Below are 26,128 nucleotides of genomic sequence, written 5' to 3' on the forward strand. Positions count from 1 at the left end.
AGGGGACATGACTCTCGCCACCGCCTCAGCTCGCACCCTCAACATCGGTCCGATCGCCCTCGACGTGCCGGTCGTCCTCGCACCCATGGCGGGTATCACGAACACCGCGTTCCGCAGGCTGTGCCGCGAATACGGTGCGGGGCTCTACGTGAGCGAGATGATCACCTCGCGCGCGCTGGTCGAGCGCAACGAGACCACGATGCGACTCATCCGCCACCACGAGTCCGAGACTCCGCGGTCGATCCAGCTCTACGGCGTCGACCCGCACACGATCTCCGAGGCCGTCCGCATCATCGTCGCCGAAGACCACGCCGACCACATCGACCTGAACTTCGGATGCCCGGTCCCCAAGGTCACGCGCAAGGGCGGGGGAGCGGCGCTGCCGTGGAAGAGCTCTCTCTTCTCGCAGATCGTCACCCAGGCGGTCAAGGCGGCGGGCGACGTGCCCCTGACCATCAAGATGCGCAAGGGCATCGATCCCGACCACCTCACGTTCCTCGACGCCGGGCGCGCTGCCGAAGACGCCGGTGTCTCGGCCATCGCGCTGCATGCGCGGACGGCGAGCGAGTTCTACTCCGGCTTCGCGGACTGGAACGCGATCGGCGAGCTCAAGCAGGCTGTCACCAGCGTCCCCGTGCTCGGCAACGGCGACATCTGGTCGGCCGACGACGCCGTGCGCATGATGCAGCAGACCGACTGCGACGGAGTCGTCGTCGGACGTGGATGCCTCGGTCGTCCCTGGCTCTTCGGCGAGCTCGCGGCGGCCTTCGGCGCGGAATCGCATCCGGTCGACGCGACCCTCGGGTTCGTGGCCGATGCCTTCCGTCGCCACGCCGAGCTGCTGGTCGAGTTCTTCGAGGATGAGGACCGCGGATGCCGCGATGTCCGCAAGCATGTCGCGTGGTACTTCAAGGGCTATCCGGTCGGCGGCGACATCCGGACGGGGCTCGCGACAGCATCCAGCCTCGCCGAGATCGACGAGCTGCTCGGCCAGCTCGATCATTCGGCGCCGTACCCCGGCGCCGATGCCGAAGGACAGCGCGGTCGGTCCGGTCGCCCGAAACGCCCGGCGCTGCCGGACAAGTGGCTGGAGTCGCGGGAACTCGCGGCATCGGCCTCAGAGATGATGCGAGGGGCGGAGATCGAGAACAGTGGCGGCTGATCCTCAGGCATACCCGGCTCGCGGACGCTCGGACGGATACGACCCGCGCGATGCCGAGCGATTCTTCGCCGAGACCCATCGATCCGAACGAGACGACTTCGCCCGCGACCGTGCGCGCGTGCTGCACTCGGCGGCTCTGCGTCGCCTGGCCGCGAAGACCCAGGTGCTCAGCCCGGCCAGCACAGCCGATTTCGCCCGCAATCGTCTGACCCACTCGCTCGAGGTCGCCCAGGTCGGCCGCGAACTCGCCACCGCACTCGGAGTCTCGGCCGATGTGGTCGACACCGCGTGCCTCAGTCACGATCTCGGACACCCTCCCTTCGGGCACAACGGCGAGCGTGCGCTCAACGAGTGGGCCGAGCCGATCGGCGGGTTCGAAGGCAATGCGCAGTCGCTGCGCATCCTGAGCCGTCTCGAGGCCAAGGCGATCGACGACGACGGCCGCTCTGTCGGACTCAACCTGACGCGAGCCAGCCTCGACGCGACCTGCAAGTACCCGTGGACCGCCGACAGCCCCGTGCCCGACCCGGGAGGTCGACTCAAGTTCGGCGTGTATCCCGAGGACGAGGCGGTCTTCCGGTGGCTGCGCGAGGGAGTCCCCGGACGCCGACGTTGCATCGAGGCGGAGATCATGGATCTGTCCGATGACATCGCCTATTCGGTGCACGACTTCGAGGATGCGATCGTCAACGGCTACGTCGATGTCGCGCAGCTGTCCGATCCGCGTCAGCATGAGGCGCTCATCGACCGCATCCAGCAGTGGGTCGGGTACGACTTCACCCGCGACGACCTCGCCGATGCCCTGTATCGACTCGCCTCCCAGCCGATGTGGCTGCAGTCCTTCGACCGATCGCGGCATGACCTCGCCCGGCTCAAGAACCTGACGAGCGACTTCATCGGCCGCTTCGCGAGAGCAGCCGTGTCGGCGACGCGTGAGGCATACTCCGGCCCCGCTCTCGTGCGCTACAACGCTCACGTCGTGGTGCCGCGGGTGATCGAGGCTGAGATCGCCGTGCTCAAGGGCATCATGGGGCAGGCGATCGTCACGATCGATGCCCGCAAGGGCGTGTACAAAGAGCAGCGGCGGGTGCTGAAGCGTCTGGCCGATGCCCTCTGGTCGACCGACGCGCTGTGGTCTGCCGGCGCGGACGTGCTCGAGCCCGCCTTCTCGGCGGACTTCCTCGCGGCGACGAGCGACGCCGAACGCGCCCGCGTGATCGTCGATCAGATCGCGAGCCTCACCGATCAGAGCGCGATCGACTGGCACAACAGGCTCGTCGGCGAGATCGACCCTGCAGAGGTCGGGATCTGGACTCCGAGACATGCGCGACCGGGTGCTCGTCAGCACACGCCGCGTCAGGCGGTCATCGAAGGGGTCGGCTGATGCCCCGCATCCGCCAGGCCGACGTCGACGAGGTCAAGGCCCGCACGAACATCGCCGACATCGTCGGGGAGCGCGTCGCACTCAAGTCCGCCGGAGTGGGTTCGCTGAAGGGCTTGTGCCCGTTCCATGACGAGAAGAGCCCCAGCTTCCACGTGCGGCCCCAGGTCGGCTACTACCACTGCTTCGGATGCGGTGAATCGGGTGACGTCTACTCGTTCCTGCGCGAGATGGACCACGTCAGCTTCACCGAGGCCGTAGAGCGACTGGCCGGCCGCCTCGGCTACGCGCTGCACTATGAAGACGGCGGGTCGGCACCGGAGACGAGCGGACGCAGTCGTCTCTATGCGGCCAACACCGCTGCCGCCGAGTACTTCCGCGGCCAGTTGCTCACCGCCGATGCGGAGGCCGGACGCCGGTTCCTCGGGGAGCGCGGCTTCGACGCCGGTGCTGCCGCGCACTTCGGCGTCGGCTTCGCGCCGCGCGGGTGGGACAAGATGTTGAAAGCCCTCACGGCTCAGGGGTTCACGCGCGAGGAACTGAGTGCTGCCGGTCTGGTGTCGACAGGTCAGCGCGGCGTCTACGACCGCTTCCGTGGCCGCCTCGTCTGGCCGATCCGCGACGTCTCCGGTCAGACGATCGGGTTCGGTGCGCGCAAGCTCTTCGACGACGACCAGGGGCCGAAGTACCTGAACACGCCTGAGACGCCGATCTACAAGAAGGCCCAGGTCCTGTACGGCCTCGATCTCGCCAAGCGCGACATCTCGCGGGGCGATCCCCGCCGGGTCGTGGTGGTCGAGGGATACACCGATGTCATGGCGTGTCACCTCGCCGGCCTCACGACCGCGATCGCGACGTGCGGCACGGCGTTCGGAACCGATCACATCAAGGTGCTCCGCCGGGTGATGGGCGACGACAACGCCTCCGGAGAGGTGGTCTTCACCTTCGACGGCGACGAGGCAGGTCAGAAGGCCGCGCTTCGCGCCTTCACCGAGGACGATCGCTTCAACGCGCAGACGTTCGTGGCGGTGGCGCCCGACGGCCTCGACCCGTGCGACCTCAGGCTGCAGCGCGGTGATGCCGCCGTGCGCTCCCTCATGGAGACCAAGCAGCCGATGTTCGAGTTCGCGATCGACAGGAAGCTCAGCGGCTTCGACCTCTCGACGGTCGAGGGCCGGGTGGGCGCGCTGCGCGCGGCAGCGCCGATCGTGGCGGAGATTCGCGATCGTCTGCTGCGACCCGGATACGAGCGGGTGCTCGCGCGAAGGCTGGGCATGGACCCGACCGAGGTGCGCAACGAGGTCGAACGTGCCGCACGTGGGGGAGCGCAGTCCGCGCGGCACGAGGCGGCCAGGCACGAGACCACGATCGACCCCGCCACAGTGGCGCCGGGCATGGCTCCGGTCACTCTTGCGAGCCTGCCGCGAACCGCGGATGTCGCGGTCGAACGCGACGCGCTGATGGGCGCCCTGCAGTACGGTCACCAGATCGATCAGGCGCTGCTCACCCGCGCCCTCAGCGCTCCGTTCCGCACGCCGGGGCTCGACGCCGTGCGCGAGGCCGTCGCGGCCGCGGCTGACCGCACCCGCGCCGGTTGGGTGACGGATGCCGTGAACTCGGTGCGCGAACCCTACCGATCGCTCGCGGGCGAGCTGCTGATGACGCCGTTCCCGGCTCGCAACGAAGACGGCGCCGTCGCCTCGACGACCGATCTCGCCAAGCGGCTCATCATGCGCATCCTCGAGCACGAGAAGCAGGAGCTCCTCGGCGCCGTGCAGCGGGTTCCCGCGGACTCGGACGGCGGGCGCGCCCTGCGGATGCGTCTTCGCGACATCGACGTCGAGCGTCAGCGGTTCGCCGAGTCGTAACGCCGGCTGTCAGGCGCGGCAAGGCAGGATGGAGGAATGTCCTCCCGGCCCGAATCGACCAACGCGATCGACAGCTCTGATCTGGTCATCGATCGAATCGGGCACAGCGGCCCCACCCGCGCGATCGACGGGGTGAGCTTCGCTCTCGCACCGGGCGAGCTCATCTGCGTCGCCGGCCCGACCGGCTCGGGCAAGTCGACGCTCGTCGCGGCGCTGGCAGGATCCACGGATCCGTCGGTCCGGGTCGTCGGAGGCAGCGCTCAGGTGTGCGGAGTCGACATCCGCCGGCCGGGACGCAAGCATCGCCTGCTGACCTACCGCACGGGATTCGTTCCGCAGGGCGCCGGTGCCGACCTCCCTCCCCAGCTCACGGTGAGCGAGATCATCTCAGAGCCGATCCTGATCCGCGAGAAGCGGGTCAATACCCAGGCGCTCTCCATCCGCGTCGCGACGCTGCTCGACGAGTTGCACCTGCCTCTCGGAACAGCCGCGAGGTTCCCGTACGAGTTGAGCGCAGGCATGCGTCAGCGTGTGGCGATTGCGCGATCGTTCGTGCTCGAGCCCTGGGTGCTCATCGCCGACGAGATCCTCGCCAACCTCGATCTCGAGGTGCGGCCCGTGGTGTTCGACGCGATCACCCGTCGGCGCAAGGAGCAGGGGATGGGCGCGCTGCTGGTGACGAACGACGCCGACTTCATCCGTGAGCTGAATGCGGAGACTCTGATGCTGCGCGGGGGTCACGTGGTCGCCCGCGGTGTCGGCAAGGACCTGCTGTGGGCGCCCAACGCCGAGGCGGATTCGGGCCACTGACAGGGGCGCGGACGACACGCCCGACCTGCGGCCCGTGTCACGAGCACGCTCCGGAGTTTGCTAGGATTGACGAGTTGCCCGCACAGCGGAGCACATTCCTCGGTAGCTCAATTGGCAGAGCAGCCGGCTGTTAACCGGCAGGTTCTTGGTTCGAGTCCAAGCCGGGGAGCCAATGAAAAGCCCCTCTTCGGAGGGGCTTTTCCCTTTCTGCGGTGCGAGTCCCCGCTACTGTCTCTTCGAAGTCATTCGATGGTGACCTCCGGAGACGCGAACGAGGCCCCGTCGAATGACGGAGCCTCGTTCGGTGATCAGAGCGAGATCAGCGCGCTGCGCCCTTGAGTGACCCGGTGGTCTGGCCGGCGGGGTCGGAGATCACGCACTGCACGACGCGGTCGTTCAGCTCGTCCCAGGTCTGCTGGGTCGGCGTGATCGGGTAGACCTCGAGCACCGAGGCCTCGAAGGCGACACCGACGAAGCTCGTGTAGGCGTCGCCGATGCACTCCTGCGACGCGGCGTCGATGTTCTCCTCGGAGAACTCGCCGTCGTCCATCGTGATCTCGTAGTAGACCTCTTCATCGTGCGGCTGGTCGCACGGGACGACGTCGGCGTCCTCGATGAGACCGCTTGCACTCGCCATCTTGCAGTCGCCGAGCTTCAGCGAGAAGATGTCGATGTTCGAGCTCTCGGTCACCTGTCCGGTGTCCTCGTCGCGGTCGGCGTCGCCCGAACCGCCCCCCAGGATGCCGTTCAGCGCGCTGCAGCCGGTCAGTGCGACCGACAGCGCCACAGCAGAACCTGCCAGCGCCAGTGCGCGTCGCGTGCGCATCTTCATCATTTCGTCCCCTCCAGAGCCTCTTGGTGAGTGGCATATTGAAATACCACCTCAAGCACGGTATCCGGGCCGGAGTCTGTGATGCAACTCCGAGAAGACTGTGAGCGGGCTGGGAGGGAAGGTCAGGCTTCCAGATCGTCGATGCCGGGGACCCAGCTCGCGCCGGGCTTGCCCCACCCGCGCTTCTTCGCGATCTTCTGGACGGTCTTCCAGTCGCCGTCCGAGAGGCGGTCGATGTAGAGGATGCCGTCGAGGTGGTCGAACTCGTGCTGCATGATGCGGGCGCGCCAGCCGTCGACCGCGATCTCCACAGGCGCCCCGTCGAGATCGACGCCTGAGACCCGCACCCGCTCCGAGCGCCGCAGCGGGAATCGCTCACCCGGGAACGAGAGGCAGCCTTCGGACTCCAGCTCGTCGTCCGGCTCGCCGGGCTCCAGCGGCACCATCCAGAGCTCCGGGTTGATGATCACGCCACGCCACGGCTGCTCGTCATCGTCGACGTACGCGTACGTGTAGATGCGCAGCGGCACGCCGACCTGGGGTGCGGCGAGACCGACGCCCGGGGCCCTGTCCATCGTCTCGAACATGTCGGCGACGAGCGTGCGGATGTCGTCGGAGATCTCCTCGACGACGGAAGCGGGGGAGTGCAGGACGGGGTCGCCCATGATGCGAATAGGAAGAACAGCCACGCCATAACCCTACTCGGCGCACATCGCCGGGTAGGGTCGAAGGGTGAGCATCTCCGTATGGATGACTGGGGCGGAAGACGTCACCGAGCAGCTGGTCGGTGTCTTCCAGAACCCGAAACTGCTCCTCGGCATCCCCCTCGCGCTTGCGGGTGCCGTCTTCATGTCTCTCGGCGCGCAGTATCAGCATCGTGGCGTCGAGAAGGTGGAGCGGCTCAGCGGATCCGACGGAGCCAGCGGTCTGAGCATGAGCCAGATGAAGGGCCTGCTCACCCGGCCCTCCTGGATAGCCGGAACGCTGATGCTCGGCCTGGCGATCGTGTGTCAGCTCGCGGCGCTCTCTCAAGCGCCGCTGATGGTCGTGCAGCCGCTCGGCGCCATCGCGCTCGTCATCACCACGCTGCTCAACGCACGGATCTCGGGTCATTCGCCGACCAGGAAGTCGATCATCGCGATCGTCTGCTGTGTGGGCGGCATCTTCCTGTTCGTCTTCTTCGCAGCGATCTACGCCACGGAGAAGGAGATCACCGACACCGAGCTCTTCACGATCCTGGCGATCCTGCTGGTCGTCATCATCGTGCTCGGCGCCTGCTGGCTGGTGCTCCGCCACCGCATGCGCGCTCTGTTCTACGTCATCGGCGCCGGCATCCTCTACGGTTTCGTCGCCACTCTCGCCAAAGCCGTCATCAGCCGGATCAGCGCCGGCAACTTCGAGTGGATCACCCTCGTGTGCGTCATCGCGCTGATCGCGGCCGGCGCCGTCGGAGCGTACTTCGTCCAGTCCGCCTACAGCTCGGGGCCGCCGGATCTCGTCATCGCCGGACTGACGGTCGTCGACCCCATGGTCGCCGTGCTCATCGGCATGGTCGTGCTCGGAGAGGCCGCGGCGTCACCGCCGTGGGTCCTCGTGATCTTCGCCGTGGCCGGTGCCATCGCGATCTGGGGCGTCGTCAACCTCGCGCGGTATCACCCGCAGGTGCTGAGCGACAGCCAGGACCTCGGGATCACGCGCGGCAGTGACGACGCGACAAAAGACCCCGAGGCCTGAGTTCTCTCGACTTCAGTACGCCGGGTCGATGAGGTCGGGCGAGACCTCTGACGCAGCGGCCTCGTCGACGAAGAAGACGGTGCGCTTGCGGCCCTTGGCGCCCGCGGCTGGAACGTTGGTGTAGCTCGCTCCCGCGAGGGCGAGTCCGAGCGCCGACGCCTTGTCCGCGCCGGTGAGGACCAGCCAGACACGCTTCGACGCGTTGAGCACCGGGCGCGTCAGCGTGACACGCTCCGGCGGAGGCTTGGGAGAGTCGCGAACCGGCAGCGCGGCGGCGTCCGTCACGGTGACCTCGGGGCGATCGGGGAAGAGTGAGGCGATGTGGCCGTCGGGCCCCACGCCGAGGAAGCAGACCGCGAACGACGGCCACGGGTGCTCGTCGGTCCCGTAGCGCGCGAGATCCGCCGCGTACGCCGCCGCGGCCTCGTCGAGGGTCAGCCCCTCGTCCGCAGCAGCGACCTCGTGGATGTTCTCGGCGGGGACGGGAATGTGGTCGAGCAGGGCCTCACGCGACTGCAGCGCATTGCGATCGGCGTCGTCGCGAGCGACGAACCGCTCATCGCCCCACCAGAAGTGCACCAGCGACCAGTCGATCTGAGCCGACCTGGGGTCGTCGCGCGTCGCACGCAGAACCGCACCGCCCATCGAACCGCCGGTGAGGGCGATGTGGGCGATGCGGCCGTTGCGCGTGCGCGCACGAAGGCGCGTCAGGAATCTGTCGGCCACGCTCGCGGCAAGTGCTGCGGGCGTGGCTTCGACCACGACCCGCTTCTCTGCGGGCGCTGTCTTCGTCGACATCATTCTCCTGTCTGGGGCGGACCCAGTTTCTCCCAGCCCTCGGTGATCACTCGACCGTACAGGACGTCGGGGTCGAGGCGACGCAGCTCCTCGGCGAGGCACTCCCGCAGCGTGCGGCGCGGCAGGTGCAGGTCGTGGTCGGGCTGGTCGGGCTGCGTGAGCACGGCCAGCCCGGGCGTGGGGCGCTCGAGCAGGATGTCGCCCGACGAGCGGCGCAGACGCACCGACTTGATGCCCTCCTGCCAGTTCTCGGGGTCTTCGTACGACCAGGTCACCGGGACGTCGAGGGCCATCTGCAGCCATGCGGCGAGAAGCGCGGTCGACGGCGAGGCCGATCCACCGCGCACCTCGACCGCGGTGACCTCTTCGAACGGCGGCTGATCGAGCACGGCGGCGAGCTGCTCGCGCCAGTGCGTGAGACGGGTCCACGCGAGGTCGGTGTCGCCGGGCGCGTGGGTCTCGCCGAGCAGTCCCAGGCGGTCGCGAACATCGGGTGCGGTCGCGGCATCCGTGATGCGGCGCTGCGCGATCTTGCCGAGGGGAGACGAGGCCGGCGATGTCGGCGCCTCTTCGGGCCACCAGGCGACGACGGGGGCGTCGGGCAGGAGCAGACCTGTGACCAGGCTCTCCTCGTTGCTGGCGGCGTCCCCGTAGGCCCGGAGGACGACGACCTCGGAGGCGCCGGCGTCACCGCCGACGCGGATCTGAGCGTCGAGACGCGACTCGCCCTCACCCGTGGTGAGAACGATGACACGCATGGGGTGCTCGCGGGACGCGTCGTTTGCCGCGTCGATCGCTGCCTCTGCGACGCCGTTGCGTGCAGAGATGATCAGCGTGAGCACACGGCCGAGTGCGACGGCGCCGCCCTCTTCGCGCACCTTGACGAGCTGCTTGGCGACCTGGCTGACGGTCGTGTCGGGAAGGTCGATGATCATGGGCGTCTCCACACTCGTCCATCACGGGCAAGGAGGTCGTCGGCGGATGCCGGACCCCACGAACCGGGTGCGTACTGGTCGACCGGGCCGCCCTCGGCTGCCCAGTACTTCTCCACGGGGTCGAGGATCTTCCAGGAGAGCTCGACCTCCTCATGGCGCGGGAACAGCGGCGGGTCGCCCAGGAGCACGTCGAGGATCAGACGTTCGTACGCCTCGGGGCTCGCCTCGGTGAACGCGTGGCCATAACCGAAGTCCATGGTGACATCGCGCACGTTGGTGCCGTTTCCGGGCACCTTCGATCCGAAGCGGATCGTGACGCCCTCATCGGGCTGGACGCGGATGACGAGCGCATTCTGGCCGAGCTCTGCCGTGTTCGAGCGGCCGAAGAGGTGCTCCGGTGCCTTCTTGAACACGACGGCGACCTCGGTCACACGACGCCCCAGACGCTTCCCGGTGCGGAGGTAGAACGGGACGCCGGACCAGCGTCGGGTGTCGATCTCCAGCTTGATCGCGGCATAGGTCTCGGTCGCGGACTCGGGGTTCATCCCGTCCTCGTCGAGGAATCCGGTCACCTGCTCGCCACCCTGCCAGCCGCCCGCGTACTGCCCGCGGGCGGTCGCGAGCGAGAGATCCTCCGGCACGTGGACCGCAGCGAGAACCTTCTCCTTCTCGGCACGCAGGTGCTCGGCGGACAGGCTGATCGGCTCTTCCATGGCGGTGAGCGCGAGCAGCTGCAGCAGGTGGTTCTGGATGACATCGCGCGCCGCACCGACGCCGTCGTAGTAGCCCGCACGGCCACCGACGCCGATGTCCTCGGCCATCGTGATCTGCACGTGGTCGACGTAGTTGCGGTTCCAGATCGGTTCGTACAGCTCGTTCGCGAAGCGCAGGGCCAGGATGTTCTGGACCGTCTCCTTGCCGAGGTAGTGGTCGATGCGGAAGATCGAGTCGGCGGAGAACGCCACCTCGAGGGCGGCATTGAGTTCGCGCGCCGACTCGAGGTCGTGGCCGAACGGCTTCTCGATCACGACGCGTCGCCAGCGCTCATCGTCGTCGTCATTCGCTCCGACGAGGCCGGAGTCCTTGAGCTGCTTCGCGACGAGGGGAAAATCCTTCGGCGGGATCGACAGGTAGAACGCGTGGTTGCCCATCGTGCCGCGTTCCACGTCGAGCTGATCGACCGTGTCGCGCAGCTTGCGGAAGGACTCGGGGTTGTCGAACTCGCCCGAGACGAAGCGGATGCCCTGCAGCAGCTGCGCCCACGTCTCTTCGCGGAAGGGAGTGCGTGCATGCTGCTTCACGGCGTCATACACGACCTGGGCGAAGTCCTGGTCCTCCCAGTCTCGACGGGCGAAGCCCACGAGAGCGAATCCGGGAGGCAGGAGTCCGCGGTTGGCGAGATCGTAGACGGCGGGCATGAGCTTCTTGCGTGACAGATCTCCGGTCACACCGAAGATCACGAGGGCGCTGGGCCCGGCGATCCGGTTGAGGCGGCGATCATCGGGGTCACGCAGCGGGTTGTGCCCGCGCGAGATGGGAACAGACATCGGTGGGGGATTCTCCTGGCTGTTACTTCTGTGCGGCTTCGAAGAGGGTGAGGACGTCGGCCGACGAATCGGTGATCGTCAGGGAGACGACCGGACGGCCGTGCTCGGCGAGGACACCGGCATCGCCGGCGGCCTGTGCCTCGATGAGCTGTCCGAACGTGAACGGGCGCTCGGGGATCTCGAGGTCGACATCCGTGCGCTCCAGGATCTGCAGGAACACGCCCTGCGCCGGCCCGCCCTTGTGATACTGGCCGGTGGAGTGCAGGAATCGGGGTCCCCATCCGAACGTCGTCGGCCGACCGGAGTCGGCGGCGACGAGCTCGCGGAGACCCTGCAGCTGCGGGACGTCGAGCCTGTTGACGTATGCCTGGATCGACACGTAGCCGTCTTCCGGTAGTGCAGCCCACAGCGCGTCGAGCACGCCCTCGACGGTTCCCGACGCCGCGAGAGCGGGGTCGGAGACGCGGACCTCGACGCCGTTCTCGACGAACGCCGGTGCCGTCGGAGCGGGACGTGCATCCAGCAGTCCACGGGCGGCGACCTTCGCCGACTCGACGTCGGGCTGGTCGAACGGGTTGATGCCGAGCAGATACCCGGCGATGGCGGTCGCGTACTCCCAGACGATGAGCTGCGCACCCAGCGAACCGCTGACGAGGATCTCGCCCTCGTGACGTTCGCGCAGGTGGAACTCGTTCGCGTCGTCGACGAGCCGCACGATCTGGAGATCGGCGGGTCGGGAGTCGAGCTCCGGCGACACGGGCAGCAGGACGACGGGAAGGATGCCGGTGCCGTCCTTGCCGGTGGACTCCGCGATGAGCTGCTCGATCCAGTCGGGGAGCCCGTTGATGTGCGTGCCGTCGGTGATGAGACCGAGCTTGTCGCGTCGCGGCGTGGTGGCGGAGATCGCCGCGGCCAGCCGGAGTGCCGGGTTGTCGGCCGAGTCGATGGCGACCTCGAGGAGCGAGGCCTCGGCCTCGTCTAGGAGCTCGGCGATGTCAGCGCCCGCGAGCCCCGACGGTACGAGGCCGAAGGCGGTGAGGGCCGAGTACCGTCCGCCGACGTGCGGGTCGGCGTTGAACACGCGGTAGCCGGCTTCACGGGCGGAGACGTCGAGCGGCGAGCCCGGGTCGGTCACGACGATGATGCGCTCGAGCGGGTCGATGCCCACGTCGCGGAACGCGGCCTCGAAAGTGCGACGCTGCGAGTCGGTCTCGACGGTCGAGCCGGACTTCGAGGAGACGACCAGCACGGTGTTCTCCAGGCCCTCGTCGAGCGCGGCGAGCACCTGGCTCGGCGCGGTCGAGTCGAGAATCGTCAGCGGGACACCGGCGGTCTGGGCGATCACCTCGGGGGCGAGCGATGAGCCGCCCATGCCGGCGAGCACCACGCGGTTCACACCCTTCGCGTGCAGATCGGCGCGGAGGGCGACGATCTCGGCGACGAGGGGGCGCGAGACGGATACCGCCTCGACCCAGCCCAGGCGGATCGACGCCTCGGACTCGGCGGCGGGACCCCACAGGGCTGCGTCGCCGCCGGTCACCCGCGAGGCGACCAGGTCGTGGACGAGAGCGGGAACCGTCTCGTCGATCGCGACCCGAGCCGCGCCCGAGGCGTGGATCGCAAAGGTCATCGCTGCGCCTCGAGGCCCTCAGCCACCTGCGTCAGCAGATCGTGCCAGGAGTCGATGAACTTGGCGACGCCCTCGTCCTCGAGCACCTGGGTGACGTCGGTGAAGTCGATGCCGAGGTCGGCGAGACCGGCGAACACGGCGCGAGCCTCGTCGTAGCCGCCCGTGATCGTGTCACCGGTGACGACGCCGTGGTCGAAGGTGGCCTCGAGCGTCTTCTCCGGCATCGTGTTGACGACGTCCTTCGCCACGAGCTCGGTGACGTAGAGCGTGTCGGGCAGGGCCGGGTCCTTGACGCCGGTCGACGCCCACAGCGGACGCTGCGGGTTGGCGCCCAGCTTGATCAGGTCCTGCGCACGCTTCTCGGCGAACTTCTGCTCGTAGAGCTCGTAGGCGAGACGCGCGTTCGCGAGGCCTGCCTTGCTCTTGAGCGCCTCGGCCTCGTCGGTGCCGATCGCCGAGAGGCGCTTGTCGGTCTCCGTGTCGACGCGCGACACGAAGAACGAGGCCACGGAGTGGATGCTCGACAGATCGAAGTCGGCGCTGTGCGCGCGCTCGAGACCGGTGAGGTAGGCGTCGATGACCTCGGCATAGCGCTCGAGGCTGAAGATCAGGGTGACGTTGACGCTGATGCCCGATGCGATCGCCTCGGTGATGGCAGGCAGGCCCGCCTTCGTCGCGGGGATCTTCACGAGCAGGTTCGGACGGTCGACCTTTGCCCACAGCTGCTTGGCCTGTGCGACGGTGCCCTCGGTGTCATGCGCGAGGTCGGGGGAGACCTCGATGGAGACGCGGCCGTCGACGTGGCCCGACTTCTCCCACACGGGGCGGAAGACGTCGAGAGCGGCGGCGACGTCCTGCGTGGTCGCGGCGAACACGGCCTCTTCCGCCGTGGCGCCCGACGCTGCGAGCTCGGTGACCTGAGCGTCGTACGAGGTGTTGTTCTTGTCGGTGATCGCGTTCGCGAAGATCGTCGGGTTGGTGGTCACGCCGACCACGTTGCGCGACTCGATCAGCTCGGCGAGGTTGCCGGACGAGATGCGGGTGCGGGACAGGTCGTCGAGCCAGATGCTGACACCGGCTGCTGCGAGGTCTGCGGTGGGGGTGCTCATGCGTTCTCCTTGATGGTCTCGCGTGCGGCCGCGATGACGGCCTCGGTGGTGATGCCGAACTTCTGGAACAGGGTCTTGTAGTCGGCGGAGGCGCCGAAGTGGTCGATGCCGACCGAACGGCCGCGGTCGCCCACGATGCCGCGCCAGCTGAGGACGGAGCCGGCCTCGACCGAGACGCGGGCGGTGACGGCCTTCGGCAGGACCGACTCGCGGTACGCCTCGTCCTGCTCGTCGAACCACTCGAGCGAGGGAGCCGACACGACGCGGACGTTGACGCCCTCTTCGGCCAGGGCCGCCCGGGCGTCGACCGCCAGCTGGACCTCGGACCCGGTCGCGATGATGATCACGTCGGGGGTGCCGTTCGGCGCCTCGGCGAGCACATATGCACCCTTCGAGACACCGTCTGTCGAGGCGAAGAGGTCGCCGTCGGCTGCACCCTGGCCGCGCTCGAACACCGGGATGTTCTGACGGGTCAGCGCGATGCCGGTGGGGCCCTCGTGGCGTCGGAGGATCTCGAGCCAGGCGGCCGAGGTCTCGTTGGCGTCAGCCGGACGCACCAGGGTGAAGTTCGGGATGGCGCGGAGCGTCGCGATCTGCTCGACGGGCTGGTGCGTCGGGCCGTCCTCTCCGAGGGCGACGGAGTCGTGGGTCCAGACGAAGATGCTGGGGACGTTCATCAGCGCGGCCAGACGCACCGGCGGGCGCATGTAGTCGCTGAAGATGAGGAAGGTGCCGCCGAAGGCGCGCGTCGGGCCGTGCAGCACGATGCCGTTGACGATGGCGCCCATGGCGTGCTCGCGGATGCCGAAGTGCAGCACGCGGCCGTAGGGGTCGCCCGACCACTCGTGGGTCGACCACTCGGCGGGGATGAAGGACTTCGAGTCCTTGATCGTGGTGAGGTTCGACTCGGCGAGGTCGGCCGATCCGCCCCAGAGCTCGGGGAGCTCGGCGGCGAGTGCGTTGATGACCTGACCGGAGGCCGCACGCGTGGAGACGTCCTTGCCGCCTTCGAAGACGGGGAGCGCCGAGGTGATGTCGGCCGGCAGCTCCTTCGCCTCGAGGCGGTCGAGCAGCGCCTTGCGCTCAGGGTTGGCCGCGGCCCACGCGTCGAACGACTTCTGCCACTCGGCGCGGGTCTCCGCGGCGCGATCCGCGAGTGCGCGGGTGTGGGCGATGATGTCGTCGGCGATGGAGAAGTGCTCTTCGGGGTCGAAGCCCAGGACCTTCTTCGTTGCGGCGAGCTCGTCGCCACCGAGCGCGGAGCCGTGGATCTTGCCGGAGTTCTGCTTGCCGGGCGAGGGCCAGCCGATGATCGTCTTCAGGATGATGAGCGACGGCTTCGAGGTCTCGCCCTTCGCGGCCTCGATCGCCGCGTTGAGCTCGGCGACGTCCTCGACGTACTCGCCGGTCTTCTTCCAGTCGACGAGCTGGACCTGCCAGCCGTAGGCCTCGTAGCGCTTGGCGACGTCTTCGGTGAAGGCGACGTTCGTGTCGTCCTCGATCGAGATCTGGTTGGAGTCGTAGATCGCGATGAGGTTGCCGAGCTCCTGGTGGCCCGCGAGCGAGGAGGCCTCGCTGGTGACGCCTTCCTGGAGGTCGCCGTCACCGGCGATCACGTAGACGAAGTGATCGAACGGGCTGGTGCCCGCCTCTGCCTCGGGGTCGAACAGGCCGCGCTCGTAGCGAGCGGCGTACGCGAAGCCGACGGCGGAAGCGAGTCCCTGGCCCAGCGGGCCGGTGGTGATCTCGACGCCCTTGGTGTGACCGTATTCGGGGTGACCCGGGGTGAGCGAGCCCCAGGTGCGGAGCGCCTTGAGGTCGTCGAGCTCGAGGCCGAAGCCGCCGAGGTAGAGCTGCACGTACTGGGTGAGAGAGGAGTGTCCGACCGAGAGGATGAAACGGTCACGACCCAGCCAGTCGGTGTCGGTTGGGTCGTGACGAAGCACCCGCTGATAGAGGAGATACGCGGCCGGAGCCAGGCTCATCGCGGTGCCGGGGTGGCCGTTGCCGACCTTCTCCACGGCATCCGCAGCCAGAAGACGCGCGGTGTCCACCGCGCGTCGGTCGATCTCATCCCACTGCAATTCCGACACTGTGAAGCCCTTCTGCAACTGTTCGAGAGCGCCGGATTGCACGATCGCAGTCCGCAACGATACGGAGGGGTTTGTGATGTGCGCCGGACGCGCGAGTCATTTCAGCATAGCGCCGAGGTTCGACTCGTTACCCCCCTTTACAACGCTCCGCCCGTCCAGTAATTCCATGCCTTCGTCGAGGCTTGCGATGAGCGGTGGAACTGCGGATCAGGAGTCCTGGAACGCGATCCCGTCGCGTCCCGGGAGCCCGGATGCGAGGGTCGGTGGAGCGCTGATCATCGGGGCGGGCGAGCCCTGCGCCCGGCGTGCCCTAGACTGGGAAACGCTGTCGTGACGCGTGTGGAGGAGGCGATCGAGATCTCGACGATGTCTGATCAGACCGTTGTGAAGAAGTCCATCGGTCGCACCGTGAAGGCGTACGTCGCCCTCACCAAGCCGCGCGTCCTCGAACTGCTGCTGGTGTCGACCGTCCCGGTGATGTTCCTCGCTCAGGGCGGTCTTCCCGACATGTGGCTGGTGCTGGCCACCGTGATCGGCGGCTCGCTGAGCGCCGGCTCGGCCGCGGCGTTCAACATGTACCTCGACCGCGACATCGATGCCCACATGCATCGCACGGAGAACCGTCCGCTGGTGACCGGCGAGATCAGCCCGCGAGGCGCGCTGACCTTCTCCTGGACGCTCGCCGTCGTCTCGACCGTATGGCTGTGGTTCACCACGAACTGGCTGGCGGCCACGCTGTCGGCATCCGCCATCTTCTTCTACGTCGTCATCTACACGATGATCCTCAAGCGACGCACCGAGCAGAACATCATCTGGGGCGGCATCGCCGGGTGCTTCCCGGTGCTCATCGGCTGGGCTGCCGTCACCGGCTCGCTCGACTGGCCCGCGTTCATCCTGTTCGCGCTCATCTTCCTCTGGACGCCGCCGCATTACTGGCCGCTGTCGATGAAGTACAAGGACGACTACGACGACGTCGACGTGCCCATGCTCGGTGTCACCCGCAACGCCTCACAGGTCGGCCTCCAGGTCATCCTCTATGCCTGGGCGACCGTCGCCTGCTCGCTGCTGCTGATCCCGATCGCGAACATGGGCCTCGTCTACGGCGTCTCCGCCGCGGTGTTCGGCGGCTGGTTCATCTATGAGTCGCACCGCCTGTACAACCAGGCGGTGCGAGGCAACGAGGCGCGGCCGATGCGAGTCTTCCACGCCTCGATCACTTATCTGACGCTGATCTTCGTGGCCGTCGCGGTCGACCCGCTGCTGCCGTTCTGATCCTGCTCGGCGTCGCCGACCAGCTCGTCGTCCGCCGCTGTCGCGGGGATCTCGGAGTCGATGGGGTCGGCATCATCGGCCTCAGCTGACTCGTTCGTCCCATCGATCGGCCCGACGACTGCGGGCGCAGGAGAAGGCAGGAGCGCCTGCACCGCACTCAGACCGACGGCGATCAGCACGCCGATGACGCCGGCGCCCAGAAGCGCGGCTCCGACGACGACGAGCGACTGCCCCACGTAGACCTCGATGCCGGTCGCCGTGCCGTCGAGCAGAGTGCTCGTCATGGTGCCGACCTGGCCGGCGATCAGCCACCCGCCCACTCCCGCTGAAGCGAGCGAGAGCACGAGGAGGAGCCAGAAGCCGATGCTGCGTGTCAATGACTTGTTCATGTCCGCAACGGTGCACGACGAACTGATGAGCCGCTGATGCCCGGGCTATGCATCCCCTGTGCGCAGCGGGGGTCAAGCCTCCGCAGCGGCCGGCTTCTTCAGGTTCAGCACCACCACGGTGTACGCAGCCGCCGAGAGCGAGGCGAGCACCATGTGGATTCCCACGAGCACCGGCGGGAGGCCTTCGCGCGCCTGCCACACGCCCACGCCGACCTGCACCAGGATCGCCAGCACGAGCACGAGCAGCCATCTGCGCGGTCGTAGGTGCAGGACCCACGCGGCGATCGTCAAGGTGACGACGAGCGCGGCGAGGATGTATCCCGGCCAGGAGTGCACGTGGGCGAGCACCGTGGCGTCGAATCCCTGGCGCTCGACGGCCGCGTCGCCGGAGTGCGGCCCGGAACCGGTGGTCAGCACGCCGAACAGGATCGTCACGGCGAGGGCGAGACCGGTGATGTGGCTCAGTGCCGCGAACCAGGTCGGCACCGCGCGCTCACGCGGTCCGGGCGCGGCGTAGAGCCTGACCAGGAAGGCCGCGGTCACGCACACAAGGAGGAGGGACGACACGTAGTGGAATCCGACGATGAAGGGGTTCAGTCCCGTGAGCACCGTGATGCCGCCCACAAGAGCCTGCGCGACGACGCCGATCAGCACGACCCAGGCGAGGATGACGAGATCCCGCCTTTCGGTCGTCACCCTGACCGATCTGACCGTGGCGGCGATGACCGTCACGAGCAGAGCCGCCATCGCGAAGGGCGTGGCGGGGAGGTCGACGAGCGTGAAGACGAAGAAGACGACCCCGGCCGCCACGATTCCGGCGGCGGCGAAGCGGAGGGCCGAGAACACCGTGGCCTTCCCCCCGGTGCGCGCCAGCACGAGCAGCAGGACGGCGAGGGCGATGACGCCGACCACACCCGTCATGACGCGGTTGCCGAACTCGATGATGCCGTGGATTCCCTGATCGGCATAGATCGGGACGAGCGACTCCGGCGTGCAGAGCGGCCACTCGGAGCATCCGAGGCCTGATCCGGTCAGCCGCACGGCACCGCCGGTACCGATGATGATGGTCTGCGCGAGGAATGAGAGCCAGGCGAAGACGCGAAGCGCTCGTCCCCAGAGGATCGCATGCGTCGACGCTGCCGCGTTCGTGGGGGAGGAGATCGTCGTCTCGGGCATAAGTCTCTCCGAACCGCGCCGGACACGGCGAGCGGCCCTGTCTTCAGGCGGAACCTGTAGAATCGGATTGTTGTGATGAGCGCTGACCGCGCTGAAGCATCGCTAACAGTTTAGGCGCGATGGATGCGCCGGTGATGAGGGCCCACCAACGGCACCCGCTCCCGCAGACTCGACGGGGATCAGGTGTGTCGGGGCGGATGACACCGTTTGGGACCTGTGAGGAGAGTGTGTGATGTCGGATGTGCTGATCGACCGCCCGGAGCTTGACGGCCTGGGGGTGTACGAATTCGGGTGGCATGACGAAGATGCCGCCGGAGCCATCGCCAAGCGCGGTATCTCCGAAGAGGTGGTCCGAGGGATCTCGGCGCTCAAGCACGAGCCCGAATGGATGCTGAAGACCCGACTCAAGGGCTATCAGCTCTTCGGTCGCAAGCCGATGCCGACCTGGGGTGCAGACCTCAGCGAGATCGACTTCGACAACATCAAGTACTTCGTGCGCTCGACCGAGAAGCAGGCCCAGTCCTGGGAGGATCTCCCGGCTGAGATCCGCGAGACGTACGAGCGCCTCGGCATCCCCGAGGCCGAGCGTCAGCGCCTCGTCGCCGGCGTCGCAGCGCAGTACGAGTCAGAGGTCGTCTACCATCAGATCCGCGAGGATCTGGAGGAGCAGGGCGTCATCTTCATGGACACCGACACCGCGCTCCGCGAGCACCCCGAGTTCTTCGAGGAGTACTTCGGCACCGTGATCCCGGCCGGCGACAACAAGTTCGCCGCGCTCAACACCGCCGTGTGGTCGGGAGGTTCGTTCGTCTACGTCCCCAAGGGCGTGCACGTCGAGATCCCGCTGCAGGCGTACTTCCGCATCAACACCGAGAACATGGGCCAGTTCGAGCGGACCCTGATCATCGCCGACGAGGACAGCTACGTCCACTACATCGAGGGCTGCACCGCTCCGATCTACAAGTCGGACTCGCTGCACTCGGCCGTCGTCGAGATCATCGTGAAGAAGAACGCCCGCGTTCGGTACACGACGATCCAGAACTGGTCGAACAACGTCTACAACCTCGTCACCAAGCGCGCCGTCGCCCATGAGGGCGCGACGATGGAGTGGGTCGACGGCAACATCGGCTCCAAGGTGACGATGAAGTACCCGTCGATCTACCTGATGGGCGAGCACGCCAAGGGCGAGACCCTCTCGGTCGCCTTCGCGGGTCCCGGCCAGCACCAGGATGCCGGCGCGAAGATGATCCACATGGCTCCGTACACGCAGTCGTCGATCGTCTCCAAGTCGATCGCCCGTGGCGGCGGACGTGCGGGATACCGCGGCGAGGTGAGGGTGGACGCGAACGCGCACCACTCCGCGAACACCGTGCGCTGCGACGCGCTGCTGGTGGACACGAAATCGCGCTCCGACACGTACCCGGCCATCGACATCCGGGTCGACGACGTGCAGCTGGGCCACGAGGCCACCGTCTCGAAGGTCAGCGAGGAGCAGCTCTTCTACCTGCAGTCCCGCGGCATGCCCGAGGACGAGGCGATGGCGATGATCGTGCGCGGCTTCATCGAGCCGATCGCGCGCGAACTGCCCATGGAGTACGCGATGGAATTGAACAAGCTCATCGAAATGGGCATGGAAGGATCGGTCGGCTAAATGGCGGCCTCGACGACAGCGCCCAGCGAGGCGCAGCACACGAACGCGCACATCGACCCCGCAGCTCAGGTCTCGGATGCCGGATTCGTCCCGGTGCAGACCCGCTCGGAGCGTCCGCACTCCTTCGAACCAGCCGACTTCGGTTCGCCGACCGGCCGCGAGGTCAACTGGAAGCACACTCCGGTGGCCAAGCTCTCCGCCCTCTTCGAGGTGGCAGGTCCGACCGAGGGCGTGCGCTACTCGTTCGGTGACGGCGAGAAGTACGTGGCGGCACCGCTCGCCGCGGGTGATGCCCCGCGCGGAGAGGTCTTCCTGGCCGAGGACATCACGGCGGCCGTCGCCTGGCAGGGCTCGTCCGAAGCGCTGCACATCCGCATCCCGCGTGAAGAAGAGGTCGCTGAGCCGATCCTCGTCTCGATCGAGGGCCTCGGCGCCGAACTGCGCGCCGATGCCCACATCGTGATCGAGGCACTCGAGCACAGCTCGGCCACCGTCGTGCTCCAGCACACCGGAGCCGCGCAGTACTCGCAGAACGTCGAGATCATCGTCCGCGATGGCGCGAAGCTCACTGTCATCAGCCTGCAGCAGTGGCAGGACGAGGCCGTGCACACCTCTGCGCATCAGGCCAGGGTCGATGCGGATGCCACGCTCAAGCACTTCGTGATCAGCTTCGGCGGCGGAGTCGTGCGCGTGAACCCGAGCGTCGAGCTCGCCGGCGGCGGATCCGAGGGGTACCTCTACGGACTGTCCTACGCCGATGCCGGGCAGCACCTCGAGAGCCAGGTCTACCTGCACCACAAGGGCCCGCACACCAAGGGCGACGTGCTCTACAAGGGTGCGCTCCAGGGGCAGGGAGCGCACAGCGTCTGGATCGGCGACGTGCTCATCGGCGCCGACGCGACGGGCACCGACTCCTACGAGGCGAACCGCAACCTGGTGCTCACCGAGGGTGCACGCGCCGACTCGATCCCGAACCTCGAGATCGAGACCGGGGACATCCTCGGCGCCGGCCACGCCAGCGCCACGGGGCGCTTCGATGACGAGCAGCTGTTCTACCTGCAGGCCCGCGGCATCAGCGAAGAGGAAGCGCGCCGACTCGTCGTGCTCGGATTCCTCACCGACATCGTTCAGCGCCTGGGGATCCCGGCACTGGAGACCGAGCTGCTCGACGCGATCGAGACGGAGCTCGCCGAGGTGAACGCATGAGCGCCGAGCGCGTGTGCGGCGTCGCGGAACTCGAGCAGGACATGCCGATCCGCGTCGAGCCGAACGGCGTCCCGATCACCGTGATCAAGGACTCCGAAGGCGTGATCCACGCCATCGGGGACACCTGCACGCATGGCGACATCTCTCTCGCCGAAGGCTTCGTCGAAGGTGACACGGTGGAGTGCTGGGCCCACGGCTCCGCGTTCTCGCTGCTCACCGGCAAGCCCCAGAACCTCCCTGCTTATGAGCCCGTTCCGGTCTACGTCGTCGAGATCGACGGCGACGACGTGCTCATCGACCCGACTGTGACGAAGGAAGTCTGAATGTCTGTTCTCGAAATCCGCGACCTGCACGTGACGGTCGAGACCGAGGCGGGTACCACCCCGATCCTCAACGGAATCACCCTCACCATGAACACCGGTGAGACGCACGCGATCATGGGCCCCAACGGCTCGGGCAAGTCGACGCTCGCGTACACGATCGCCGGCCACCCGAAGTACACCGTGACCTCCGGCTCGATCACCTTCGACGGCCAGGATGTGCTCGCGATGAGCGTCGACGAGCGCGCGCGCGCCGGCCTGTTCCTCGCGATGCAGTACCCGGTTGAGATCCCCGGCGTGACGGTGACGAACTTCCTCCGCACCGCCAAGACGGCACTCGACGGCGAAGCTCCGGCGATCCGCGGCTGGACCAAGGACGTCAAGGCGGCCATGGCGAACCTCCGCATGGACCCGAAGTTCGCTCAGCGCAACGTCAACGAAGGCTTCTCCGGTGGCGAGAAGAAGCGTCACGAGATCCTGCAGCTCGAGGTCCTCAAGCCGCAGTTCGCGATTCTCGACGAGACCGACTCGGGCCTCGACGTCGACGCGCTGAAGATCGTCTCGGAAGGCGTCAATCGCGCCAAGGAGTCGACCGGACTCGGCGTGCTGCTGATCACGCACTACACCCGTATCCTCCGCTACATCCGTCCGGACTTCGTGCATGTGGTCGTCGCGGGCAAGATCGTCGAAGAGGGCGGCCCTGAGCTTGCAGACCGGCTCGAGGAAGAGGGATACGACCGTTTCCTCGACCCCGCAGCCCCCATCGAGGCGTAGGCTGATTCGCATGACAGCCACCCTCACGGACGCGAAGTACGACGAGGTCACCGAGGCGCTCAAAGACGTCATGGACCCGGAACTCGGGATCAACGTCGTCGACCTCGGCCTCATCTACGACCTCGCCTGGGATGACGAGAACGATGCTCTCGTCATCCACATGACGCTGACCAGCGCCGGCTGCCCCCTGACGGACGTGCTCGAGGACCAGACCGCGCAGGCTCTGGACAACGTCGTCGACCGCTTCCGCATCAACTGGGTGTGGATGCCGCCGTGGGGTCCGGAGAAGATCACAGACGACGGGCGCGACATGATGCGCGCCCTCGGCTTCGCGATCTGAGAATGCTCGAAGTCACGGCTCTGCCTCTGGCGGAGCTCAGACGACGTAGCAGCGAGAAGTGGCGGGAGTATCCCGCCGACGTGCTTCCGCTCTTCGTCGCGGAGACCGATTTCCCGCTCGCACCGGAGGTCTCGAACGCGTTGCGTCGCGCCGTCGAGCTCGGAGACACGGGGTACATCGCCTCGCGGACACCATTGCCCGACACCTACGCGGCGTTCGCACGCCGTCGCTTCGGCTGGGAGGCGGATCCGACGCGGATGCGCACCACGGCCGATGTGAGCATGGGCATCGTCGAGATTCTCCGCCGCGTGACGCAGCCGGGAGAGCGCGTGGTCGTCACCCCTCCCGTGTACCCGCCGTTCTTCGACCTGGTGTCCGAGGCCGGCGCCGAGGTGGAACGGGTGCCTCTCATCGACACGGGGATGGGGTGGGAACTCGATCTCGACGGCGTCCGTGCAGCGTTCGAGGACGGCGCGACCGCGATCCTGCTCTGCAATCCGCACAACCCGACGGGCACCGTCCACAGTCGCGACGCGCTCGCGGCGCTGGCCGAGATCGCCGACGAGTTCGGCGCGGCGGTGGTCTCCGACGAGATCCACGCACCGCTCGCCCAGCCGGGAACCGGCTTCACGCCGTTCCTCGGCACGGGCGAGGCCGCCGAGCGCGTGGGGTATGCGGTCGTCAGCGCGAGCAAGGCCTTCAATCTGGCCGGCCTCAAGTGCGCCCTCATGGTGACCGCTTCCGATTCGACGAGCGCGGTCGTGCGCGGGTTGCCGATCGAGGTCGAGTGGCGCACCGGTCAGTTCGGTCTGCTCGCGGCTGTCGCCGCCTTCTCGGAGGAGAGCGATGAGTGGCTGGACGGGCTGCTCGCGACACTCGACGCGAACCGCGTACTCCTCGAGGACCTGCTCGCATCGAAGCTCCCCGGTGCCCGCTACCGGATGCCCGATGCCGGCTACCTCGCCTGGATCGATCTCTCGGCTCTCGGATGGGGCGACAACCCCGCGCGTCGGATCCTCAAGGAGGCGAAGGTGGCCCTGCACTTCGGCCCCGCCTTCGGCGAGCAGGGCAGGGGATTCGTGCGGTTGAACTTCGGGACGAGTCCGGAGATCATCACCGAGGCCATCGAGCGCATCGCGACGCTCGTGGATCGATGACGGTCGATCGCGCGACATCGTCGATCTGGGACCGGGAACGCCTCTGGGTCACCGCCGGCGCGGTCGCGCTGATCTTCCTGGCGGCGATCGAGGCTCTGGCGGTGACGACCGTCATGCCGATCGTCAGCGAGGCGCTCGACGGCCAGGCGCTGTATGCGGTGGCCTTCGCGGGGACACTGGCGACGAGCGTGATCGGGATGGTCGCCGCGGGTGCCTGGTCGGACGCTCGCGGGCCCCGGGGTGCGCTGTACGCCGCCGTGTCGCTGTTCATCGCCGGCCTTCTGCTGTCGGGGTTCGCGGTGACGATGGATCAGTTCCTCGTCGGCCGCCTGGTGCAGGGGCTCGGTGCGGGCGGACAGACGGTGGCCCTATACGTCGTGGTGGCCCGCCTGTATCCGCCCCACCTGCACGGAAGGGTCTTCGCGGCGTTCGCCGCGGCCTGGGTGGTGCCGTCGATGATCGGCCCGTTCCTCGCGGGTGCCGTCGCCGAGTACCTCGACTGGCGGTGGGCATTCCTCGGGGTGGCCGTGCTGACGACGGCCGCCTTTCTCATGATCGCGATCCGGTTGCGCGGCGTCGACCTCGGGCATGGCGAACCACAGGACCGTCGAGCTCTCGTGACTCGTCTGATGCTCGCCGTCGTCGTCGCGGTGTTCGCCGTGCTGATCGGTTTCACGGCCGAGATGACCGCGCAGATCGGATGGTCGGTCGCACTGGGCTCGGTGGCCGTCATCGCCGTGGCCGTGCTGCCGCTGCTCCCTCGACGCACTCTGCGCGCCGGCCGGGGCCTGCCGAGCGTCGTGCTCATGCGGGGCGTCGTCGCCGGCGCGTTCTTCGCCGCGGAAGCGTACATCCCGTACCTGCTCATGGAGAGGTTCGGGTTCACGGCGACGTGGGCGGGCATCGCCTTGATGTTCGCCGCGTTCGCCTGGGCCGGTGCATCCGCGCTGCAGGGGAGGTTCGGTGAACGTCTCGGCAACACGAGGATCACCGTCATCAGCCTCTCGCTGCTGGTCTGTGCTCTGGTGTTCGTGCTCCTCGCAGCGCTCTGGGGGTTCTCGCCGCTCGTCGTGGTGGTGGGATGGGCCTTCGCCGGCGGCGGCATGGGTCTGCTCTATCCCCGCCTCACCGTGCTCACGCTCGCGTACTCGGATGCCGGCAACCAGGGCTTCAACTCGTCAGCTCTGTCGATCTCGGACTCCACGGGCGCCGCGGTCGTCATCGCTCTCGCGGGTCTCGCCGTCGCCAGCCTCGGCGGTGGTGCGAGCGCCTTCGGCGTCGTCTTCGCGTTCTGTCTCGGTCTGGTGCTCCTGGCGTTCGTGCCGGGACTCAGGCTGGGTCACGCCGCGGAGCTGACGGACGCGGAGTCGCCCGAGCGGTGAGGTCGGCGCCCGATGACTCTCCGGCGAGCGCGGCCACACCGAGGTCGAAGATGCGGTCGAGTCCCGCTGTGACGTCGATCGTGTGGTCGTCGAGCGCTGCTCCGTGGCTGTCGGCGTGCATCCGCTGCTGAACGAGAGTCGCATGGCCGAGCACGAAGTGCAGGAGTGCGGCTGCTCGTTCCGGTGCGTCCGACCGGCCGTGGCGCGTCAGCGCGGCTTCCAGTGCGGTGTGCGCATACGACGAGCCGAGACGCAGGGCATACGTGCTGAGCACGAGTTCGGCCCCGTCGCGATAGGTGAAGAGCGCGTCGCGGATGCTGCGGGCGGTGGTCAACACGTCCGCATCGTCGCGCGGGATGCCCGCGGTGATGCGATCGGCCAACTCCGCCAGCAGCTCCTGCTTGCTCGAGAAGTGCCAATAGAGAGCACTCGGCTGCACATCGAGCCTGCCGGCGATCCGCCGCATCGAGAGGTCGGCGAGGCCGACCTCGTCGAGGAGCGCGAGTGCAGCGCGCGCGACGCCGTCGCGGTCGTGACGGGTCGAGTTGTGCTCCGGGGCCAT

The 26,128-nt window shown here is 67.7% G+C and carries 24 protein-coding genes and 1 tRNA gene; 14 read left to right on the forward strand and 11 right to left on the reverse strand.

Annotated features, from left to right (window positions below):
- Window positions 1-7 precede the first annotated feature (7 nt).
- The 5 genes from dusB (at window position 8) to AB0P11_RS05375 (ending at window position 5,393) form a co-directional block, all read left to right on the forward strand.
- Entirely contained in the window at window positions 8-1,162 is a 1,155-nt protein-coding gene (gene dusB / locus AB0P11_RS05355) for a tRNA dihydrouridine synthase DusB (RefSeq protein WP_053096491.1), read from the forward strand.
- Window positions 1,152-2,546, forward strand: a complete 1,395-nt coding sequence (locus tag AB0P11_RS05360; protein WP_187249759.1) for a deoxyguanosinetriphosphate triphosphohydrolase — start codon at window positions 1,152-1,154, stop codon at window positions 2,544-2,546. Before dusB ends, AB0P11_RS05360 begins: the two co-directional genes overlap by 11 nt.
- Window positions 2,546-4,411: a DNA primase gene (gene dnaG / locus AB0P11_RS05365; RefSeq protein ID WP_056278891.1), complete on the forward strand. Its 1,866-nt coding sequence runs from the start codon at window positions 2,546-2,548 to the stop codon at window positions 4,409-4,411. The genes AB0P11_RS05360 and dnaG overlap by 1 nt, the downstream gene beginning before the upstream one ends.
- Window positions 4,412-4,447: 36 nt before the next feature.
- A complete protein-coding gene (locus AB0P11_RS05370; RefSeq protein ID WP_187249757.1) occupies window positions 4,448-5,221 on the forward strand; it encodes an ATP-binding cassette domain-containing protein in 774 nt (257 codons plus the stop codon).
- A 96-nt stretch (window positions 5,222-5,317) separates the two neighbouring features.
- Window positions 5,318-5,393: transfer RNA gene (locus AB0P11_RS05375), tRNA-Asn, on the forward strand.
- A 147-nt stretch (window positions 5,394-5,540) separates the two neighbouring features.
- On the opposite strand, the gene AB0P11_RS05380 is transcribed toward AB0P11_RS05375, so the two are convergent.
- Window positions 5,541-6,053, reverse strand: coding sequence for a septum formation family protein (locus AB0P11_RS05380; RefSeq protein WP_233277329.1), 513 nt, complete (start codon window positions 6,051-6,053; stop codon window positions 5,541-5,543).
- Between the two features lie 122 nt (window positions 6,054-6,175).
- Window positions 6,176-6,742: a peptide deformylase gene (gene def, locus AB0P11_RS05385; protein ID WP_072591388.1), complete on the reverse strand. Its 567-nt coding sequence runs from the start codon at window positions 6,740-6,742 to the stop codon at window positions 6,176-6,178.
- Window positions 6,743-6,803: 61 nt separating this feature from the next.
- Here def and AB0P11_RS05390 point away from each other — a divergent pair, with 61 nt between their 5' ends.
- A complete protein-coding gene (locus tag AB0P11_RS05390; RefSeq protein ID WP_053096472.1) occupies window positions 6,804-7,787 on the forward strand; it encodes a DMT family transporter in 984 nt (327 codons plus the stop codon).
- Between the two features lie 12 nt (window positions 7,788-7,799).
- Here the strand turns inward: AB0P11_RS05390 and pgl are convergent, their stop codons facing one another.
- From pgl to tkt, 6 genes are read right to left on the reverse strand one after another with little or no spacing between them, the layout of a single operon-like run.
- The gene (gene pgl, locus AB0P11_RS05395) at window positions 7,800-8,585 is read right to left on the reverse strand and encodes a 6-phosphogluconolactonase (RefSeq protein WP_200955172.1); all 786 of its coding nucleotides are present in this window, start codon (window positions 8,583-8,585) and stop codon (window positions 7,800-7,802) included.
- Entirely contained in the window at window positions 8,585-9,520 is a 936-nt protein-coding gene (locus AB0P11_RS05400) for a glucose-6-phosphate dehydrogenase assembly protein OpcA (RefSeq protein ID WP_056278888.1), read from the reverse strand. The genes pgl and AB0P11_RS05400 overlap by 1 nt, the downstream gene beginning before the upstream one ends.
- Complete coding sequence (zwf, locus tag AB0P11_RS05405) at window positions 9,517-11,067, reverse strand: glucose-6-phosphate dehydrogenase (RefSeq protein WP_053096466.1); 1,551 nt, start codon at window positions 11,065-11,067, stop codon at window positions 9,517-9,519. The genes AB0P11_RS05400 and zwf overlap by 4 nt, the downstream gene beginning before the upstream one ends.
- Window positions 11,068-11,089: 22 nt before the next feature.
- Window positions 11,090-12,697, reverse strand: coding sequence for a glucose-6-phosphate isomerase (locus AB0P11_RS05410; RefSeq protein ID WP_295101028.1), 1,608 nt, complete (start codon window positions 12,695-12,697; stop codon window positions 11,090-11,092).
- A complete protein-coding gene (tal, locus tag AB0P11_RS05415) occupies window positions 12,694-13,806 on the reverse strand; it encodes a transaldolase (protein WP_053096462.1) in 1,113 nt (370 codons plus the stop codon). Before tal ends, AB0P11_RS05410 begins: the two co-directional genes overlap by 4 nt.
- Window positions 13,803-15,899: a transketolase gene (gene tkt / locus AB0P11_RS05420; RefSeq protein WP_285363381.1), complete on the reverse strand. Its 2,097-nt coding sequence runs from the start codon at window positions 15,897-15,899 to the stop codon at window positions 13,803-13,805. The genes tal and tkt overlap by 4 nt, the downstream gene beginning before the upstream one ends.
- 366 nt (window positions 15,900-16,265) lie before the next feature.
- Here tkt and AB0P11_RS05425 point away from each other — a divergent pair, with 366 nt between their 5' ends.
- A complete protein-coding gene (locus tag AB0P11_RS05425; RefSeq protein WP_363520853.1) occupies window positions 16,266-17,171 on the forward strand; it encodes a heme o synthase in 906 nt (301 codons plus the stop codon).
- Here AB0P11_RS05425 and AB0P11_RS05430 read toward each other — a convergent pair.
- A complete protein-coding gene (locus AB0P11_RS05430) occupies window positions 17,117-17,560 on the reverse strand; it encodes a hypothetical protein (protein ID WP_363520385.1) in 444 nt (147 codons plus the stop codon). The genes AB0P11_RS05425 and AB0P11_RS05430 overlap by 55 nt on opposite strands.
- A gap of 72 nt (window positions 17,561-17,632) precedes the next feature.
- A complete protein-coding gene (locus AB0P11_RS05435; protein WP_056278886.1) occupies window positions 17,633-18,736 on the reverse strand; it encodes a COX15/CtaA family protein in 1,104 nt (367 codons plus the stop codon).
- A 232-nt stretch (window positions 18,737-18,968) separates the two neighbouring features.
- Here AB0P11_RS05435 and sufB point away from each other — a divergent pair, with 232 nt between their 5' ends.
- The 7 genes from sufB to AB0P11_RS05470 are packed head-to-tail and all read left to right on the forward strand — an operon-like array spanning window position 18,969 to window position 25,566.
- Window positions 18,969-20,387 carry a Fe-S cluster assembly protein SufB gene (sufB, locus tag AB0P11_RS05440; RefSeq protein ID WP_053096457.1) on the forward strand — a complete coding sequence of 473 codons (1,419 nt, stop codon included), beginning with the start codon at window positions 18,969-18,971 and terminating at the stop codon, window positions 20,385-20,387.
- Window positions 20,388-21,593: a Fe-S cluster assembly protein SufD gene (gene sufD / locus AB0P11_RS05445; RefSeq protein ID WP_187249747.1), complete on the forward strand. Its 1,206-nt coding sequence runs from the start codon at window positions 20,388-20,390 to the stop codon at window positions 21,591-21,593. It begins immediately after the preceding gene.
- Window positions 21,590-21,916, forward strand: a complete 327-nt coding sequence (locus AB0P11_RS05450) for a non-heme iron oxygenase ferredoxin subunit (protein WP_053096453.1) — start codon at window positions 21,590-21,592, stop codon at window positions 21,914-21,916. The genes sufD and AB0P11_RS05450 overlap by 4 nt, the downstream gene beginning before the upstream one ends.
- Window positions 21,917-22,687 (forward strand): Fe-S cluster assembly ATPase SufC, encoded by a 771-nt coding sequence (gene sufC / locus AB0P11_RS05455; RefSeq protein ID WP_053096451.1) that lies wholly within the window; start codon window positions 21,917-21,919, stop codon window positions 22,685-22,687.
- Between the two features lie 10 nt (window positions 22,688-22,697).
- A complete protein-coding gene (locus AB0P11_RS05460; RefSeq protein WP_053096448.1) occupies window positions 22,698-23,027 on the forward strand; it encodes a metal-sulfur cluster assembly factor in 330 nt (109 codons plus the stop codon).
- Between the two features lie 2 nt (window positions 23,028-23,029).
- Window positions 23,030-24,184 (forward strand): aminotransferase class I/II-fold pyridoxal phosphate-dependent enzyme, encoded by a 1,155-nt coding sequence (locus AB0P11_RS05465; protein ID WP_363520390.1) that lies wholly within the window; start codon window positions 23,030-23,032, stop codon window positions 24,182-24,184.
- Window positions 24,181-25,566: an MFS transporter gene (locus AB0P11_RS05470; RefSeq protein ID WP_363520393.1), complete on the forward strand. Its 1,386-nt coding sequence runs from the start codon at window positions 24,181-24,183 to the stop codon at window positions 25,564-25,566. Before AB0P11_RS05465 ends, AB0P11_RS05470 begins: the two co-directional genes overlap by 4 nt.
- Here AB0P11_RS05470 and AB0P11_RS05475 read toward each other — a convergent pair.
- Complete coding sequence (locus AB0P11_RS05475) at window positions 25,514-26,128, reverse strand: TetR family transcriptional regulator (protein ID WP_363520396.1); 615 nt, start codon at window positions 26,126-26,128, stop codon at window positions 25,514-25,516. The two genes, AB0P11_RS05470 and AB0P11_RS05475, sit on opposite strands and share 53 nt — an antisense overlap.

It is taken from the genome of Microbacterium sp. NPDC079176 (genome assembly GCF_040686675.1).
GTDB lineage: Bacteria > Actinomycetota > Actinomycetes > Actinomycetales > Microbacteriaceae > Microbacterium.

What these genes read in the sequence shown, in the direction of transcription:
- dusB (WP_053096491.1), top strand. Translation starts at nt 8, where the DNA reads ATGACTCTCGCCACCGCCTCAGCTCGCACCCTCAACATCGGTCCGATC.
- dnaG (WP_056278891.1), top strand. Translation starts at nt 2,546, where the DNA reads ATGCCCCGCATCCGCCAGGCCGACGTCGACGAGGTCAAGGCCCGCACG.
- AB0P11_RS05370 (WP_187249757.1), top strand. Translation starts at nt 4,448, where the DNA reads ATGTCCTCCCGGCCCGAATCGACCAACGCGATCGACAGCTCTGATCTG.
- AB0P11_RS05380 (WP_233277329.1), bottom strand. Translation starts at nt 6,053, where the DNA reads ATGAAGATGCGCACGCGACGCGCACTGGCGCTGGCAGGTTCTGCTGTG.
- AB0P11_RS05390 (WP_053096472.1), top strand. Translation starts at nt 6,804, where the DNA reads ATGACTGGGGCGGAAGACGTCACCGAGCAGCTGGTCGGTGTCTTCCAG.
- pgl (WP_200955172.1), bottom strand. Translation starts at nt 8,585, where the DNA reads ATGTCGACGAAGACAGCGCCCGCAGAGAAGCGGGTCGTGGTCGAAGCC.
- AB0P11_RS05400 (WP_056278888.1), bottom strand. Translation starts at nt 9,520, where the DNA reads ATGATCATCGACCTTCCCGACACGACCGTCAGCCAGGTCGCCAAGCAG.
- zwf (WP_053096466.1), bottom strand. Translation starts at nt 11,067, where the DNA reads ATGTCTGTTCCCATCTCGCGCGGGCACAACCCGCTGCGTGACCCCGAT.
- AB0P11_RS05410 (WP_295101028.1), bottom strand. Translation starts at nt 12,697, where the DNA reads ATGACCTTTGCGATCCACGCCTCGGGCGCGGCTCGGGTCGCGATCGAC.
- tal (WP_053096462.1), bottom strand. Translation starts at nt 13,806, where the DNA reads ATGAGCACCCCCACCGCAGACCTCGCAGCAGCCGGTGTCAGCATCTGG.
- AB0P11_RS05425 (WP_363520853.1), top strand. Translation starts at nt 16,266, where the DNA reads ATGTCTGATCAGACCGTTGTGAAGAAGTCCATCGGTCGCACCGTGAAG.
- AB0P11_RS05430 (WP_363520385.1), bottom strand. Translation starts at nt 17,560, where the DNA reads ATGAACAAGTCATTGACACGCAGCATCGGCTTCTGGCTCCTCCTCGTG.
- AB0P11_RS05435 (WP_056278886.1), bottom strand. Translation starts at nt 18,736, where the DNA reads ATGCCCGAGACGACGATCTCCTCCCCCACGAACGCGGCAGCGTCGACG.
- sufB (WP_053096457.1), top strand. Translation starts at nt 18,969, where the DNA reads ATGTCGGATGTGCTGATCGACCGCCCGGAGCTTGACGGCCTGGGGGTG.
- sufD (WP_187249747.1), top strand. Translation starts at nt 20,388, where the DNA reads ATGGCGGCCTCGACGACAGCGCCCAGCGAGGCGCAGCACACGAACGCG.
- AB0P11_RS05450 (WP_053096453.1), top strand. Translation starts at nt 21,590, where the DNA reads ATGAGCGCCGAGCGCGTGTGCGGCGTCGCGGAACTCGAGCAGGACATG.
- sufC (WP_053096451.1), top strand. Translation starts at nt 21,917, where the DNA reads ATGTCTGTTCTCGAAATCCGCGACCTGCACGTGACGGTCGAGACCGAG.
- AB0P11_RS05460 (WP_053096448.1), top strand. Translation starts at nt 22,698, where the DNA reads ATGACAGCCACCCTCACGGACGCGAAGTACGACGAGGTCACCGAGGCG.
- AB0P11_RS05465 (WP_363520390.1), top strand. Translation starts at nt 23,030, where the DNA reads ATGCTCGAAGTCACGGCTCTGCCTCTGGCGGAGCTCAGACGACGTAGC.
- AB0P11_RS05470 (WP_363520393.1), top strand. Translation starts at nt 24,181, where the DNA reads ATGACGGTCGATCGCGCGACATCGTCGATCTGGGACCGGGAACGCCTC.
- AB0P11_RS05475 (WP_363520396.1), bottom strand. Translation starts at nt 26,128, where the DNA reads ATGGCCCCGGAGCACAACTCGACCCGTCACGACCGCGACGGCGTCGCG.